13 protein-coding genes are annotated in these 16,090 nt (G+C 74.0%); 3 read left to right on the plus strand and 10 right to left on the minus strand.

From position 1 onward, the window contains the following. Nucleotides 1-2: 2 nt before the first annotated feature. The 8 genes from ACIO3P_RS17560 to ACIO3P_RS17595 all read right to left on the minus strand — a co-directional run bounded on the left by ACIO3P_RS17560 (nucleotide 3) and on the right by ACIO3P_RS17595 (nucleotide 9,606). Complete coding sequence (locus ACIO3P_RS17560) at nucleotides 3-1,631, minus strand: hypothetical protein (protein ID WP_401851787.1); 1,629 nt, start codon at nucleotides 1,629-1,631, stop codon at nucleotides 3-5. Nucleotides 1,632-1,777: 146 nt separating this feature from the next. Continuing rightward, nucleotides 1,778-3,439, minus strand: coding sequence for a ribosomal protection-like ABC-F family protein (gene abc-f / locus ACIO3P_RS17565; protein ID WP_329828922.1), 1,662 nt, complete (start codon nucleotides 3,437-3,439; stop codon nucleotides 1,778-1,780). Nucleotides 3,440-3,651: 212 nt separating this feature from the next. Further along, nucleotides 3,652-4,905 (minus strand): ParB/Srx family N-terminal domain-containing protein, encoded by a 1,254-nt coding sequence (locus ACIO3P_RS17570; protein WP_401851662.1) that lies wholly within the window; start codon nucleotides 4,903-4,905, stop codon nucleotides 3,652-3,654. Nucleotides 4,906-5,025: 120 nt separating this feature from the next. Further along, the gene (locus ACIO3P_RS17575) at nucleotides 5,026-5,613 is read right to left on the minus strand and encodes a hypothetical protein (RefSeq protein WP_329828924.1); all 588 of its coding nucleotides are present in this window, start codon (nucleotides 5,611-5,613) and stop codon (nucleotides 5,026-5,028) included. Then, nucleotides 5,610-7,256 (minus strand): hypothetical protein, encoded by a 1,647-nt coding sequence (locus tag ACIO3P_RS17580; protein WP_401851659.1) that lies wholly within the window; start codon nucleotides 7,254-7,256, stop codon nucleotides 5,610-5,612. The genes ACIO3P_RS17575 and ACIO3P_RS17580 overlap by 4 nt, the downstream gene beginning before the upstream one ends. Further along, complete coding sequence (locus tag ACIO3P_RS17585) at nucleotides 7,253-8,077, minus strand: ABC transporter ATP-binding protein (protein ID WP_401851657.1); 825 nt, start codon at nucleotides 8,075-8,077, stop codon at nucleotides 7,253-7,255. Before ACIO3P_RS17585 ends, ACIO3P_RS17580 begins: the two co-directional genes overlap by 4 nt. A gap of 51 nt (nucleotides 8,078-8,128) precedes the next feature. Then, entirely contained in the window at nucleotides 8,129-8,938 is an 810-nt protein-coding gene (locus ACIO3P_RS17590; RefSeq protein WP_401851784.1) for a zf-HC2 domain-containing protein, read from the minus strand. A 92-nt stretch (nucleotides 8,939-9,030) separates the two neighbouring features. After that, nucleotides 9,031-9,606, minus strand: a complete 576-nt coding sequence (locus ACIO3P_RS17595) for an RNA polymerase sigma factor (RefSeq protein ID WP_329829666.1) — start codon at nucleotides 9,604-9,606, stop codon at nucleotides 9,031-9,033. A 171-nt stretch (nucleotides 9,607-9,777) separates the two neighbouring features. Here ACIO3P_RS17595 and ACIO3P_RS17600 point away from each other — a divergent pair, with 171 nt between their 5' ends. Genes ACIO3P_RS17600 through ACIO3P_RS17610 form a run of 3 tightly spaced genes read left to right on the plus strand, consistent with a single transcriptional unit; the run spans nucleotide 9,778 to nucleotide 14,775 of the window. Further along, entirely contained in the window at nucleotides 9,778-10,086 is a 309-nt protein-coding gene (locus ACIO3P_RS17600) for a trypco2 family protein (RefSeq protein WP_329828927.1), read from the plus strand. Between the two features lie 7 nt (nucleotides 10,087-10,093). Continuing rightward, nucleotides 10,094-14,338: a trypsin-like peptidase domain-containing protein gene (locus ACIO3P_RS17605; protein ID WP_401851654.1), complete on the plus strand. Its 4,245-nt coding sequence runs from the start codon at nucleotides 10,094-10,096 to the stop codon at nucleotides 14,336-14,338. After that, the gene (locus ACIO3P_RS17610; RefSeq protein WP_401851652.1) at nucleotides 14,335-14,775 is read left to right on the plus strand and encodes a helix-turn-helix domain-containing protein; all 441 of its coding nucleotides are present in this window, start codon (nucleotides 14,335-14,337) and stop codon (nucleotides 14,773-14,775) included. Before ACIO3P_RS17605 ends, ACIO3P_RS17610 begins: the two co-directional genes overlap by 4 nt. A 25-nt stretch (nucleotides 14,776-14,800) precedes the next feature. Here ACIO3P_RS17610 and ACIO3P_RS17615 read toward each other — a convergent pair whose 3' ends face one another. Both ACIO3P_RS17615 and ACIO3P_RS17620 read right to left on the minus strand, forming a co-directional pair. Next, nucleotides 14,801-15,418: a ClpP family protease gene (locus tag ACIO3P_RS17615; protein WP_401851650.1), complete on the minus strand. Its 618-nt coding sequence runs from the start codon at nucleotides 15,416-15,418 to the stop codon at nucleotides 14,801-14,803. A gap of 1 nt (nucleotide 15,419) precedes the next feature. Continuing rightward, nucleotides 15,420-16,088 (minus strand): ATP-dependent Clp protease proteolytic subunit, encoded by a 669-nt coding sequence (locus tag ACIO3P_RS17620; protein ID WP_329828932.1) that lies wholly within the window; start codon nucleotides 16,086-16,088, stop codon nucleotides 15,420-15,422. Nucleotides 16,089-16,090: the final 2 nt, after the last annotated feature.

Here is a 16,090-nt window from a genome sequence, read left to right on the forward strand (position 1 = left end):
CGTCAGCCGTTCTCCGGGCAGTCGGCGGACCCCGTCCACGGCAGCCGGTACGCCGAGTCCAGCCGGTAGTCGCCCGCCGCCGGGGCCGTCAGGCGCGTCCAGTCGCCGTCGCGCGTGACGCAGGCGCCCGGCGCCCTGAGCCAGGGCGAGTAGGCGATCCGTACCGTCACCGGGCCCGCCGCCTCCGTCCGTACGACCAGGGAGGCGGCGTCGCTCCTTACGACGGTGGCGGGGGCCGGGACCAGGGGGACGGCGTTCCGGACCCGGTAGACCGTCCAGTGGGCGTCCCGCCAGACCGGTGTCAGCCACTCCGGGGTGCTCGCGACGAGCGCGGCCTCGGCGGTGGCCGGGCCGTCGGGGCGGCCGTGCGGCAGCACCACCAGGCCGACCGCCCAGCGGTCCAGCCAGGCGCGGTACGCGGCCGGGGCGAGGGTGCGGGCGCCGGTGTGGTTCTCGTAGAAGAGGCGCCCGCGCTCGACGTCGAGCTGGCGGTTCCAGCCGCGCGCCATGTTGAGGTGCGGGGCGAGGACATCGGCCTCGCGGTGGTTGCGGGCCGGGACGACCTCGACGCGGGTGCGGTCGGCGCCGAGCCGGTCCAGCGCGGAGATCACGCCCTCGGTGTGCGTCGCCCAGGCGGGCACCGTCGTGGACACGACGAGGTCGTCGTCGGTCTTGCCGAGCAGCCACCAGGTGTTGACGCAGAGGGTCACCAGGAGGACGAGGGAGAGGACGGCGGACTTCCTGAGGTGTACGAGGGCGCGCGGCGGGACCGGCCCGCGGGTCAGCAGCGCCGCCAGCAGTACGGGCGGGCCGGCCAGCCCCACCAGGCGCTCCACGTTCGTGCCGATCGGCGAGGAGACCGAGAAGGTCAGCACGACCCCCACCGCGTACACGAAGGCCCCGTACCGCACCACGCGCCAGCTCCGCGGCACCGCCGGACAGAGCGCCGCGCAGGCCACCAGCGGCATCCACAGCTTGCTGGGGCTCATCGGCTGCTCGCCCTGGAAGGGGAAGAGCAGGGTGGTCGTCGCGACGACCAGGGCCGGCGGGACGATCAGCGCGGCCCCTCTCACCCACTGCCGGTCCAGCAGATACGCCGCGCCCACCACGACGAGGAAGAGCCCCGCGACCGGACTGGCCAGGGTGGCGAGCGCGGCGAACAGCCAGGCGCACGCCACGCGGCCGGTACGGAGTCGGCCCGTACGGAGCTGGGCCGTACGGAGCCGGAGTGTGCCGAGTACGGCGACCAGCCCGAGGGCGACCCCCAGGGCGAACGTCGTCCGCCCGGAGGCGACATTGCACCAGAGCGCGAAGGCGCCGAGCAGCGCGGGCCAGACGGGCCGAGGCACCCGCGTACGGACGAACAGCAGGCCCAGCACCCAGGTTCCGGCCAGCCCCGCCAGTACGGAGACCGTTCTGACGCCGAGGAGCGCCATCAGGGGAGGGGCCAGCACGCTGTAGTTGGCGGTGTGCGTGCCGCCGTACCAGGAGAGGTTGTACGCGGATCCCGGATGCCGGGCCATGAACCCGGCCCAGGCGAACTGCGCCGCGAGGTCGCCCCCGCCGGTCGCGAGGACGACGACCCACACGGCGTACAGTGGAACGACGGCCCCGGTCGCGATCAACGGCACCCGCCACCATGGCGCCCGCGGTGCCTGCCGTACGTCCACGGCGCCGGCCGGCTCCCGTACCTCGTCCGGGGCGTGCGCCCCGGTCCGCCCGGCCGCCGCCGTCGTACCTCCACCGCTTATCCGCACCCGGTCACCCTAGCCCGGGGCTACCGCTCCATGGCCTCCTCGGTGACCGGGCGACCCGCGCGCAGTTCCAGCCGCGCCCCCTCGAACGCGCCCCGGAAACGCCGGTCGTGCGAGACCACCACGACCGCGCCCGGGTAGCTCCGCAGCGCCTCCTCCAACTCCTCGACCAGGCTGAGCGCGATGTGGTTCGTCGGCTCGTCCAGGACGATCAGATCGGCGGGGCGGGCGGCCAGCCTGGCCAGTTCCAGTCTGCGGCGCTGGCCGACCGAGAGCGCGGCCACCGGTACGGCCAGGTCCTCCCGCCGGAACAGCCCGAGGGCGAGCAGTCCGTCCGCGTGCTCCTCCGGCGGCCCGGGGCGGCCCGCCGCGTACGCGTGCAGGAGGGGGCGCCGGGACGGTACGGCGGGCAGCTCCTGCGGGAGGTAGCCGATCCGGGCGGCGCCGCCGGGCGGGCCCGTGACCGTACCGCTGTCCGGGCGCAGGTCGCCCGCCAGCAGCCGGAGCAGGGTGGTCTTCCCCGCGCCGTTGGGGCCGGTGACCAGGAGCCGGTCACCCGCCTTCACCCGCAGGGCCGCCACCCGGAGCCGGTCGCCGACGGCCACCTCGTCCAGCTCGGCCACCGTGCCCGGGGGCGCGTCGGGCGGGGAGTCCTGCGGCGGCGCGGCGCGCAGCGTGGCCGTGAAGCGCAGGGGCTCCGGCGGTGGCGGGACCGGGGCGCGGCGCAGCCGTCCCAGCCGTTCGCGCGCCGCCCTGACCTGCCCGGACAGCTTTGCCTCGTGCGAGCGGCGGTGCTTGCCGAACCCCTCGCCCGGGTCCCGGCCCGTGGACGCGAGCCGTCGGCCCGCCGCCTCGGCCAGCTCCTCCGCGCGGGCCACCTCGGCCAGCCACTCCAGATGGTCCTGTTCCCAGCGGCGCCGGGCCGCGGCCTTCGCCGTCCGGTACCCGGCCCAGCCGTCGCCGTACCGGGTCACCGCCCGGGTGTCCCGGTCGACCTCCAGGATCGTCGTCGCGATCCGCTCCAGGAACGCCCGGTCGTGCGTGACGGCGAGCAACGTCCCTCGGTGCGCCCGGAGTTGGTCCTCCAGCCAGGTGGTGGCCCGGAGGTCGAGATGGTTGGTGGGCTCGTCGAGCAGCAGCAGTTCGGGCGCCGGGGCCAGGACGCAGGCCAGCGCCAGCCGGGACCGCTCCCCGCCGGAGAGCGAGCCGAGCCGCCGGCCCCTGGCCGTGTTCCGCAGGCCGAGAGCGCTGAGCGCGGCATCGACGCGGGCGTCGGCCCGGTAGCCGTCGCGTTCCTCGTACGCGGTCAACAGGTCACCGTACAAGGCGAGTTCGGCCTCGTCGGCCGAGCCGAGGGACGCCTCGGCCGCCGCGATCCGGCGCTCCAGCTCGCGCAGCCCGGCGAGGGCCGCGTCCACGGCGTCCTGAACGGTGCACGCGGGGTCGAGGTCGAGGGTCTGGGCGAGATGGCCGACGCCACCGGGGAACGCGACGGTGATCTCGCCGCTGTCGGGCCGTTCGGCCCCGGCGAGCAGCCGCAGGAGCGTCGACTTGCCGGAGCCGTTCTCGCCGATGACACCGGCCTTCTCGCCGGGGCGTACGGTCAGCGAGACCTGGTCGAGAACCGACCGGTCGCCGTACGCCTTGGACATGTCTTTGATCGCCAATTGGGCGCGTTCGCGCATGCTTCTTCCTGGGATGTCGTGCCCGTGCGCCCGCGCGGCGGCGCTCAGCCGCGGTGGTGAGCGGCAGCGCGCGGCGCGGGTCGCCGGGCCGGAGTGATGTCGGACCTGAGCTGCGTCAGGTCCGGATCACAGGAAGAAGTAGTGCTTGAACATGGCGTCGAGTTTAGCGGCGGCGCGGGCGCGGGCCCAGTTGTTTACGAGCGGCCCGCGGCTTACGAGCGGCCCGCGGCGTGGACGCGGGGGTGCTTCGGATGCTTCGGGTTCTGGGGCTGCTGGGGATGCTGGGGGTGCTTCGGGCAGTCGCCGGACCTGGCCGGGAGGTGGCCGCGGTAGTCCAGCGCGTACGCGAGCTTGCCGGGCTTCTTGTCGCTGATCGGCGCGCTCAGCTTCCCGAACTCACCGCCGGTCGGCTTCTTTCCGTCGTTCCACTCCGCCATCCGCCCCAGTTCGTCGGCGGTACGGCCGTCGGCGATCACGGTGTCGCCCGGCGTCCCCGACATGGCCTCGGACGCGCCGCGGACCGCGGTGAGGTACGAGGCGGGCGAGGTCAGGTCGTACGTGTCGAGGTCGACCCGGTCGCGCAGCCAGGTGCCCCACAGGAACTCCAGGTACTCGGCGGCGGCCTCGGGCGCCTGGTAGCCGATGTCCCGTGTGAAGTAGACGAGGCTGCGGTAGCGGTCGTCGTGGAAGCGGGCGAGCCCGAGCCGCTGCGGAAGCTGGTCCGTGGTGATGGGGCGGTTGTTCTCGTCGCGCAGCCAGACCCACTTCCGGTCCTGCATCGTCTGCCAGAACGCGCCGGTCCCCAGATCGCTCAGATTGGCGGTCACGCGCAGCCGGATGTGCGTCCTCGGGCCGCCGTCGGCCGTCTCCAGGAACGACGTGAGGGTGTGGTGCCCGTCGGTCAGATAGAGCGCGCCGCCGGGGCCCACGACGACCGTCTTCATCGCGGCGCGGGTCTCGTCCGTCTCCTGGCCGACCGCGACGGTGCAGGTGAAGCTCGACGGGTCGGCGAGAGTGGCACCGGCCGGGACCGAGGCCGCCTCCTCCTGGCCGTTGGTCTCGCACCAGTCGTCGAAGCGCTTGTTGACGTCGCCGTTCTGCTCGTCCTTGGTGCTGCTGTAGCGGCCGAGCTTGTAGTAGATCTGGTCGAAACCGACGGACGGCTGGGTGGGACGGAGCTGGTCCAGCGTCACATCGAGGAGATCGCCGGCCCGCGCGCATGTCGCCTTCGCCGCCGCGCCGTGCTTCGTGACGCACTTCTGCGCGCCGGACGCCTTCCCGGCAAGGGAGTTGGCGGGCGCGGCGACCGCCGGGGCACCGCTCGCGACCGCGCCGCCCAGCGCCAGCGCGACGGCGGCCAGCCCGGCCGTCAGAGCACGGGGCCGCCTGCGCTGCTTCGGTCGGAGGGCGGTGCGCCGTGCGGGCGTACGGTCCGAGGCGGGTCCGGGGCCGGGTGTGCCGGGCATACGGTCTCCACGGGTCGGTGGCGGGCGGGACAGGGCGGCGGGGGGCGCGGACATCCACTCACCTCTCCCCGCCCCGGCCGGTGGCATCCGTACGACGGTGAGGTGTCCGCCGGGTGAACGTCAACGGCGCGGACCGGCCAGCGCGTACGCAGCCCCGCCGCCGACGGCGAGGAACGCGGCCGTCCAGACGGCGGCGGTGGTGCCGGGCGGCTGGAGCATCCAGGTCGCCGCCTGCGCCCAGGCATCCTCCGTGGACGGTACGAAGAACGCCACCCCGCACCACCCCAGCGGCAGCGCCCACGCGGACCGGCCGCCCCACAGCCACGCCCCGAGCGCCACGGCGCCCGCGGCCCCGGCCGCGTCGACCACGACGTAACCGGCCTCGAAGGCCCGCCCGGACGGCGTGCACAGCAGCAGCACCGCCCCGGCGAGCGCCCCGATCAGCGCCACGTGCGCCGCCCGGAGCGGCGCCCAGCGGCGCGCCGCCGCCCGGTCGAGCGCCGCGTCCTGACCGCTCAGCCCGGACGCGGACGCCACCACCGCGGAGACCATCAGCAGTGCCCGTACCCTCGGGTCGACCGGCGACCAGACGGAGGCGGACCACCCCGCCAGGGCGGCGGTGAGCGCCGCCCCGGCGAGCGCGGCGGGGAGATGGCGGGAGCGGGCGTACAGGGCGGGACCGCGCAGCACGGATGGTGCTCTGCTCACCGGGCGCCGCCGCTCGTACCGTCCGTGGCACGGGAGCCGTCACCCGGACCACCCGCACCACCCGCACCGCCTGGACCACCCGGACCACCTGGACCACCCGGACCACCCGCGCCGTCCGTCAGCACCTTCAGCAGGTCCTGCTCGCCGTCGCGTTCGGTGCCGTCGGCGTCGCAGGCGAGCGTGGCGTCCCGCAGGGCCACGATCCGTTCGCGCTGTTCAGCGGCGGGCAGCGCGCGCAGCGCCTCCCAGGCGGGACGGGCCAGTACGTCGGCCTCCTCGCGCACGTAGTGCAGGCCGGGCAGCGGCTTCAGCTCCCCCGTGAACCAGGCTGCGGTCACCGTACGCGCCGCCAACTCCCGTACCGCCCGCTTTTCCTCGGACGCCAGCTCCGCCTCCGTCAGCCCCTCGTCCCGCTCCTCGCTGGTGACCGGGTCCGCGTAGGCGTCGACGCAGGGCGCCGTCCCGGCACCGGCCAGCAGGGCGCGGGTGGTCTCCTCGGGCGTGGCCCCGTCGAGATGCCGCGCCTCGAAGTCCACGGGCAGGACCGCCGCCTCGCGCCGTACCGGAGCGCCGGGCGGCCACGGCGTGACCGCCTCCCGTACGGACGTCGGCGCACCGGGAAGCCGGGACAGCAGCCGCAGCGCCTCCTCGGCGGGCCCGGCGAACCCGTCCAGCCGGGATTCGTGCAGGCGCGTGACGCAGACGCGGCCCTCGCACACCGGCTCCGTCACCGACGCGTCGGTGATGTACGTGTCGTACGGGTCGCCCGGCAGGATCGGCAGCGCGACCGCCGCGCCCAGCGCCATCGGCGCCAGCGCGACCAGCCGGGCACGGATCCGTACCGCACGCGGGGCGCGCCGCCCCACCGTGACCAGCAGCAGGAAACCGGTGGCCGCCATACCGAGCAGCCACAGCGCCTGACCCGCGCTCGCCTGCCAGGCGACGGTGAGGAACGCGCTGCGCGGACCCATCAGGGACGGCGCCAGCAGCATGACCTGCTGGGGTGCGGGATCCGGCAGTACGTAGCCGCTGAGCAGCATCGCGCACAGCAGGGTTCCCACGCCGAGCGCGGGCGGGGTGAACCGCGACGGCAGGGCCCTGGCGATCCCCATGCCGAGCCAGCCACCGGCGACCAGCGAGAGCGCCCCGACGACCGCGATCGGCAGCCAACCCAGGTGCGGCTGGCCGCTGTTGGCGGCGACCTGGACCGCACCGGACAGGAACACCAGCAGGTAGGCGGTGGTGAGGGTGAGCGCGAAGGCGGACGCGAGGCTGGCGGCGCGGTGCCAGGTGGGGCGGGACGTGGTCGCGAGGAGTTCGGACGTACCGGAGCGGCGGTCCCGCAGCCCCTGCACTGCCCCGGCGACCACCGCACCGGGCCACAGGAACACCAGGAGCTCCCGCTGCCACCAGGCGGCGGCGGTGTAGCCGGCGGTCCACCGCTCGTCACCGTGCACCCAGGGGCCGGTGAGGAGGTTCAGGTAGGCGAGCGGGACGACCAGGACGAGGGCGCCCGTGAACAGGGCTGCGGAACGCCGGAGTTCGATCCGCAGGATCCGTCCGGGGCCGGTGCCGCGACCTGATGGCGGAGCCGTGCCGTCCACGGGGACGGGGAGTACGGGGGCGGGCGGGGAGGCGGTCACCAGGCACCGCCCTTCCCCTGCTCGGGGCGGGCCAGGAGCGCGGTGTAACCGCGTTCCAGCGGGCTGTCGCCCGCATGTTCCTCGCCGCCGGCGGCGGAGAGTTCTTCCGGGGTGCCCCGGAAGACCAGGCGGCCGTCCGCGATGAGTACCACGTCCGTACAGGCCGCGGCGACGTCCTCCACGAGGTGCGTGGAGACCACGACACAGCTCTCCGCGCCGAGTTGGATCAGCAGCTCGCGGAAGCGCAGCCGCTGCGCCGGGTCGAGCCCGACGGTCGGCTCGTCGAGCAGCAGGACCGCCGGATCGTTGACGATCGCCTGCGCGATGCCCACGCGGCGCACCATGCCGCCGGACAGGGTCTTCATCCGGTGGTCGGCGCGGTCGGCGAGACCGACGCGCTCGACGGCGCGCTGGACCGCCCCGGGGATGTCGTGCGCGGGGACCTCCTTGAGCCACGCCATGTACTCGACGAACTCACGGACGGTGAAGCGCTTGTAATACCCGAACTCCTGCGGCAGATAGCCGATGCGGCGCCGCAGCTCGCGCCGCCGGCTCTGGTCACCGGCGGACGCGCCGAGCAGTTCCAGGGTGCCGGAGACGGGGTTCAGGACGGTGGCGAGCGCACGGATGAGGGTGGTCTTGCCCGCCCCGTTGGGCCCGAGGAGCCCGTGCACACCGGTGCCCAGCTCCAGGTCGAGCCCGTCGACGGCGATCTTCCGCCCGCCCGCCCGTACTTTCAGCGCCTCCGCTCTGATCTCCCAGGCGTAGGTCCTGGGCGCCACTTCGGCGGCGGTCACGGCACGTGTCACGGCACGCGTCATGGAGGAACCCCCTCACTTCTTGCTTGTCGGTCTTGTCGGTAACCGCTGTTCTCAGCGCTGGGCGCCGAGAACGGTGTACGCGCCCCTGCGGGCGACCACGACGGCCACCCCGAGCGCGAAGAGCACGCCCCACACCGGCAGGGCGCCGGTCCGCAGGGCGAAGGCCGTACCGCTCAGGGCCACGGTCGGCGCCACGATCACCCCGGCCCACGCCGCCACCAGAGCGGTCGCGGCGCGCGTCACCCCGATCAGCCCGCCGAGCGCGAGCGTGCCGGTGGTGAAGGCGAGACAGGGCAGCAGCCACTGCGCGAGCGCCGTACCGGTGAGCCAACCGGCCACCGCCAGCACGGAGATGACGACGACGAGCATGGCCGTCGTCCGCCTGAGCACCAGAGGGAGCCCGGCGCGCGGGGTGGCCGTGACGATCTCGTACGCCGGATCGAGCCCGCGCGCCCACGACGCGGCGACGCCGAACACCGGCAGGACCGGGGCCAGCAGCGCGACGAGGGAGAGCGACTGGGTGGACACGGCGTCGAGGAACACGGCGAGGAGCCCGGCGACCACGGTCATGCAGAGCCAGGGCACCATCACCGGCGACGCCCAGGACGCGAGCGCCGGGTGGCGGGAGCGGCGTGGCATGGGGGCGGTGCCGGGGAGCAGGGGCGCCAGCTCCGACCAGACGCCGTCGACGAGCGCGGTGACGGCCGGGGCGTGCGCGGCGGTGGCGGTGGCGAGGCGCCCGCGGCAGGCGGCGCAGGACTCCAGATGGGCTTCGAGGGCCCAGACGTGGTCGGCGGGGATGGCGGTGTCGCCGCGCGCGTACCGGAGGATGAGGCCGCCGGAGGCGTGCCGGCTCCCCAGCTCCGCACCGGCCCCTCCGCTCGTTTCCCCGCCGGCCCCTTCGCTCGTCTCTTCGCTGCTGTCCCCGCTGCTGTCCCCGCTGGTCTCTCCGCTCATGACAGAGCCTCCCGCATCGCTCTCCGTGCCCGCCGCGCGCGGGTCTTGACGGTGCCCTCCGGCACTCCGAGCAGGACGGACGTCTCCCGTACGGTCAGCCCGTCCAGCACCATGGCCCGCAGCACGTCCCGGAGTTCGGGCGCCAGAGCCCCCAGCGCGTCCCCGACCTCGCCGCCGACCGAGGCGGCCAGCACCTCGTCCTCGGCGGCCGGCGCCACGGCCCCGGCGGCGCCCGCGTGCCCGGCGATCGCCTCGGGCAGCCGCGCCTGGTGCGCGCGCCGCCGGAAGGCGTCGATGAGGCGGCGGGCCGCGATCGTCCACAGCCACCCGACGGCGGACCCGCCGACCGCGGCCCCGGCGAACGCGCCCGCGGCGCGCCACACGGCGAGGTACGTCTCCTGCATGACCTCGGCGACGATCTGCTCGTCGGCACACCGCCTGCGCAGCCGTACGGCCAGCCAGGGCGCCGTACGCCGGTACAACTCCTCGAACGCGGCGCGGTCGCCCTTGGCGACGAGCCGGACGAGTCTCTCCTCGTCCAGCTCCGCTGGTGTCCTGCTGCGTGATCCCACACCGGCCAGACGCACGGAGGGGGTGTGCGGGTTTTCCTCTCCGTGTGCCGTGCGTCACACCAGGCGCGGGGCGCGGTGGGGCGAGGGCTTGTAGCATTCCCGCACGGTGCGTACGGGGATACGGGGCGTGACTGAAGAGAACCGTGTGACGGAAGGGAACCAGGGGACGGCATGATCGAACTGTCCGAGCTGATCCGCGAGTTGCGGCAGGAGCTGAACGCCGCGATGGCGGACGGCCAGGACGAGGCGGTCCGGTTCGAACTGGGGCCGGTGGAGGTCGAGGCGACCGTCGCCGTGGACCGGGCGGGCTCCGCGAACGGAAAGGTCCGCTTCTGGGTCGTCGAAGCGGGCGCCGACGCCTCGTACACGCACGCGCAGACACAGAGGATCACCCTCACCCTCCAGCCCGTCCTGGTCGCGCCCGACGCCGCGAGGGGCCCCGTCCTGATCGCGGGCGACGAGGTCGACGGGGAGCGCTGAGCGCGCCGTGACACGGGAGGGGCGGACCGCCGAGGAGGCGCTACGGGCCGACCGCGCCGCCGAGATCATCGTCACCCTGCCCGACGGCGGGCGCCGGGGCTCGGGGTATCTGGTCGCGCCCGGACGGCTGTTGACCGCGGCGCATGTCGTGGCGGGCGCCACGGGGATCCGCGTACGGTTCGACGCGGACCGGCCGGGCGAACGTACGGTCCGGGCCACGGTGGCCTGGTCGGACACGGGGATCGACGTGGCGGTCCTGGCCGTACCGGCGGACGGCCCGCGCCCGCTGCCGGAGCCGGTGCGCTTCGCCAGGGTCGGCGACTCCGACGCGGTGCTGCGGTGCAGCGCGATCGGCTTCCCGCGCTTCAAGCTCCGTACGGACGAGGACGGTTCGCGCTACCGCGACTCCGAGCACGTCCACGCGGCCTGCGCGGTGCTCTCCAACCGCCGTGAGGGCACGCTCGATCTGGCCACCACGGCTCCCAACTGCACTCCGTACGCGGCCCTTTCCCCCTGGGAGGGCATGTCGGGCGCGCCGGTGTTCACGGGCGGCAGGATGGTCGGCATCGTGGCCCACCACCACCTCGGCGACGGCGCGGGCCGCCTCGCCGCGCGGCGCGTGGACCGCTGGTCGGAGCGACTGGCCCCGCAGGCGCTCCGGGAGCTGGAAGAGACCCTGGGCTGCGGAAGCCTGGCCCCCGCCGGGCTGCCCGATGCGGTGCCCCCGTCCGGACTCGACCTGATCCAGGAGGCGTTCAGCGCCCAACTGGAGGACATCGCCCCTGCCGACCTGTCCGGCCGCGCCCGCGAACTCCGGGACCTCACCGCGTTCTGCGGCGGCCCCGACCCCTACCAGTGGCTCCAGGCGCCGCCTTGGGCCGGGAAGACCGCCCTGGCGGCCTGGTTCGCGCTGCATCCGCCACGCGGGGTGGTACCCGTGTGGTTCTTCATCACCGCACGCTTCGCGAGCCAGAGCGACAGCGCCGCGTACACCGAGGCGGTGACCGACCAACTCGCCGCGATCGCGGGCCGCGAGCCCGTCGACCACCGCTCCGCGATCGCCCGCGAGGGGGAGCGCAAGCTGCTGCTGAAGGAGGCGGCGGAGCGGGTCGCACAGGACGGCGGCACGTTGCTGCTCGTCGTCGACGGCCTGGACGAGGACCAGTCCCTCGTCCCCGGCGGCGGCACGGGCCCGAGCATCGCCTCACTCCTGCCCCGGCGGCTGCCCCCCAACGTCCGGGTCCTGGTGACGAGCAGACCGGGCCCCGGCGTCCCGCCGGACGTCACGAGCGGCCATCCGCTGCGGGGGTGCGAGGTCGTCCGGCTGAGCACGGCGGAGGCCGCCCTCCACACCCAGTACGAGGCCACGTACGACCTCTCCCGGGCGCTGACAGGGGACGACCTGGGCAGGGACCTCGTCGGCCTGCTCGCGGCGGCGCGCGGCAGCCTGACCCTCCACGACCTGCGCCACCTCACCGGAGCCCACCGGATGGCGGTACGGGAGCGACTGGGCAGCGCGTTCGGCCGCATTCTGCGGATGCGGGGCCAGAGCGCCGGCAGCGGTGGTCCGTCGGGCAGGTCGTACGACGAGAGCCGCGGCTACCTCTTCGCCCACGAGACGCTGCTGGTCACGGCCCTGGCCGAACTCGGCCCCGACGTACGGCCGTACCGCGAACGCCTGCACACCTGGGCCGCGCGGTACGCGGAACGCGGCTGGCCCCAGGACACCCCGTCGTACCTCCTCCAGGCGTACGCACGCATGGTGACCGGCCACGGTGACCTCGACCGGGCGACGGCCCTGGCCACAGACCTGCGACGCAGCGACCGCCTGCGCGAGGCGACGGGCAGCGACGCGGCGGGCCTGGCGGAGATCGAAGCGGTCCGGGATGCGGTACTGGAGGCCGACGCCGGCGACATCGCCTCCCTGGCGGCCCTCACGGCGGCCGGCGCGCTGCTGGCCCGCCGCAACAGGGCGCTGCCGCCGGGCATCCCGGTGGCGCTGGCCCGGCTGGGGCAGACGCGGCGCGCGGTGGGGATGGCGCGCAGTGTGTTCCGTCCGTGGGATCGGGCGCGGGCACTGGCCGGGGTCGCGCGGGTGCTGGCGGAGCGGGGGGACCCGGAGGCGGCCGCTGTGGCGCGGGAGGCGCTGGGGCTGTCGGCCGGGGTCGAGGCGTGGCTGTCCGACAGGTCGATGGTGACGACGGCCGCCGTCGCTCTTGCCATAGCGGGACGGACGAGCGAAGCGCTCGAACGGCTCCTTGCGGACGAGTTGGCTCCGTGGGCCGTAGCGGGGTCGGTGGCCGAGGTGGCGGTCGCTGAAAGCGTGAGGGACGCTCGGCGCGCGTCCCTGCTGCTCCGGCAGTCGGAGGAATCCCTGACCGAGATGGTCCACGCCCCCAGCCTGGAGGCGCTGGGCAAACTGGCGAATGCGTACAGGACTGTTGATCCGCCGCGCGCTGACCACCTGCACGATCGAATCGTGCGGGCAGCCGAAGTGACCGACGTCCGTGGACTGGCGGTAGCCGTCGGCGCGCTACGTGAAGCCCGCCCGGCAGAGGCCCTCCGGCTCGCACGGCAGGCCGCGCGGTACGTATCGGAGCGATCCGTGACGGGCGCGCCTCGCCCCAGCGGGGTCGACGTATCCCACGCGGTGGTCGCGTTGGCCGACGGCGGTGCCGTGGACGAGGCCGAGGAATTCTTCCGGTCCGCTTCCGTGCCGCTCGACCGAGGCACCCCATGGGCTTGGCGGGCCCTCGCGAGGGGATGGGCTCGCGAGGGGCGGGCCGATGCTGTATGGGCCGCGTTGAAGGCGGGACACGAAGAAAGCATCGACAGTACGGACGTGATCAGCGCCCTGCCCGAGGTGGTCGCGGCGCTCGTGGCGGCGGGCCGCGCCGGCGCACTGGAGACAACCGTGCGGGCAGAGCCGGAACGGCATGCCTGGCTGGCCGCCGCGACCCTTGCGGCGCTGGCCGAATGTGTGGCGGCCGACGACAGGGAGTGGGCGACACGGCTGGTGGCGGCGGCGGAACGTGCGGCCGCGCTGCTCGGCGGAGACACCTACGACCGTGCGACCGACGAGTCGGTCGCCACCCTGACAAGAGAACTGGCGGCGGTAGGCCGGTTCGAAGAGGCCGAGTCCCTGACCGGGCGGATCGGTACGGACGCGGTGCGCGCCTGGGCGCTTGCGGCGATCTCGGCGGAGCACGCGACGGCTGAGGCGGCGGGCGGAACCGAGGCGCTGCGCCTGGCGAATGCGGCGGTGGAGGGAGCCGCAGCCGTCAAGGACTGGGCTGACCACGCGCGTGCCACGATCGTGGCCGCCCAGGCGCTGGGATTCGCCGGGGCGGTCGACCGCGCGCGGGCCGTGGCCGAGGCCATCCGTGACGAGAGCAGCGACGCGCGCGGCACCGGGCTCCTCCAGAAGACGGAAGCGGAGGAACTGGCGCGCATCGCCGTAGCCGCCACACTCCGGATGCGAACCTCCGCCGAGGTAGCGGAACTCATGTACGACCTGCGTCGGCGCGGACTCGCCGCCGACTCGGGTGACAGCGGCGAGATCTTCGCGACGCTTGCCTGCTCGCTTCTGGTCGCAGGCCGAGGCGATACGTGGTTCGCGTACCGCGTCGCGGACACCGCGCGCCGCGTCGGCGCCGCGTCGCGCAGCCTCGTTCTGCTGGAGTCGTACACGCAGGTGCTGCTGGCGCTGTTGGAGTCGCGGTCCGATCCGGAGCAGGCCCGACGACGGCTGCCGGCGGATGGTCCCGGTTTCTTCGTGCCGATCGGCTCCGTCGCCCTGGCAGTGGCAGGTCGAGGTGATGATGGAGAAGCAGTCGAACTGCTGGACAGGGCGGCTGACTTCGTCCGGTTCGGCCAAGATTATGCTCTGCTCGCCGAGTACCTGGTCGGGGCGGCGGCCGACCGGCTGATCCTCCCCGTATCAGGCCCGTTCCCCGACTTCACCCACGCGATCCGTCAACTGGCATCGCTCGTCGCACCCCGTGAGGCCACCCCCGCCAACCGCGCCCGCGCCCTCCCCCTCCTCCGCAAGGCCCTGACGGCCGAGGACTGGCACCACGCCCTGCCCGTCCTCGCCGTACTCGCACCGGAGGCCGTGCTCCGCGTACGGGACGTGGTCATGGCGCACCTCGGAGCGCCGCGTCCCGCAGACCCCGACGCCACCCCGGTTTCGCCCGGGGCGGAACCCGGCACCCTGACGGCCGGGCACGACGCCCCTACCCTGAGAGAATGACGAGCCACGCGCCGGACCGAGCCCGCGTCGTACCCCTGCGCCCGCGTACGGCGCAGGCGGCCCCCGCGCCCAGGAAGCAGGCCAAGGACCCCCTTTGGCGGCATCTCGTCGGGGACGTCCTGCGCCGCGAGCGCCAGGCGCAGGAGCGCACGCTCAAGGACGTGGCCGAGGCGGCCCGTATCTCCATGCCGTACCTCTCGGAGCTGGAACGCGGCCGCAAGGAGGCGTCGTCCGAGGTCCTGGCCGCCGCCGCGGGGGCCCTCGGACTCGGACTGGCCGATCTGCTCGCGCGCTCCCACAGCGAACTCGTCCGCCTCGACCGGGCCCGCCAGGACCGCCCTTCGGGGGGTACGGGCGACGGTACGGTGACGGCGCTGGCGGGGCGCGGCGCCCGGGGCACCTGGTCGCACCGGCCAGGGGCCCGCCTGGCGGCCTGACCTCCTTATCTATCCCCTTATCCCCTCATCCCATCAGCGAACCCGGGACCCGCCTCCGGCTCAGCACCTCGTCGGCCAGCCCGTACGCCACCGCCTCGTGCGGTGTGAAGACCCGGTCGCGGTCCATGTCCGCGCGCAGGGTCTTCATGTCGTGCCCGGTGTGCCGGGACAGGATCTCCTCGACCTCTGACCGGATCCGTACCATCTCCTTGGCCTGGAGGCTGAGGTCGGAGACCGTCCCCTGGTGGCCGCCGCTCGCGGGCTGCCCGAGCAGCACCCGGGCGTGTTCGAGGACGTACCGCCGCCCCGGGTCCCCGCCCGCCAGCAGTACGGCGGCGGTCGAGGCCGCCTGGCCGACGCAGAAGGTCGAGATCGGCGAGCCGATGAAGGTCATCGTGTCGTAGATCGCCATGAGTGAAGTGGCCGAACCTCCCGGTGAGTTGAGATAGATCGAGATCTCGGTCTCCGGGTGCGCGGACTCCAGATGGAGCAGTTGGGCGATGACGGCGTTCGCGACGCCGTCATCGATCTCCGTGCCGAGGAAGATGATCCGCTCCGACAGGAGACGGCTGTAGATGTCGTACGCGCGCTCGCCGCCCTGCGGTGTGCGCTCGATGACCGTCGGAATCGTGTACTGGCCCATGTCAGAGTCCGATCCGTCGCTGCGCGGCGGCCGGCCGTACGTCGTCGAGCGACGAGACGACCCGGTCGACCATGCCGTACTCCTTGGCCTGTTCGGCAGTGAACCACCGGTCGCGGTCGCCGTCGCGGGAGATCGTCTCCGGTGACTGGCCGGTGTGCTGGGCGGTGATCCGCTCGATGGCCCGCTTCATGAACTCCAGGTTCTCGGCCTGGATCGCGATGTCGGCGGTGGTGCCGCCGATGCCGGCCGAGGGCTGGTGCATCATGATCCGCGCGTTCGGCAGGGCGGCGCGCTTGCCCTTCGCCCCCACCGCGAGCAGGAACTGCCCCATGCTCGCGGCGAATCCGATGGCGAGGGTGGCGACGTCGTTCGGGATGAGCTGCATCGTGTCGTAGATCGCCATCCCGGCCGTCACGGACCCGCCGGGGCTGTTGATGTAGAGCCCGATGTCGCCGCGCGGATCCTCCGCAGACAGGAGCAGCAACTGCGCGCAGACCCGGTTCGCGGAGACGTCGGTGACCTCGGTGCCGAGGACGACGATCCGCTGGGTCAGCAGTCGGGCGGCGAGATGGTCGTCGAACGGCGTGGATGCCGCGCCCGTGCCTTGTTCGGAGGCATCGGAGGCGTAGGGGGTCGGTGGGAGATCCAGATCGGTGACGAGCGGAGACATGG

It is taken from the genome of Streptomyces sp. NPDC087310 (assembly GCF_044744405.1).
Classification (GTDB): domain Bacteria; phylum Actinomycetota; class Actinomycetes; order Streptomycetales; family Streptomycetaceae; genus Streptomyces.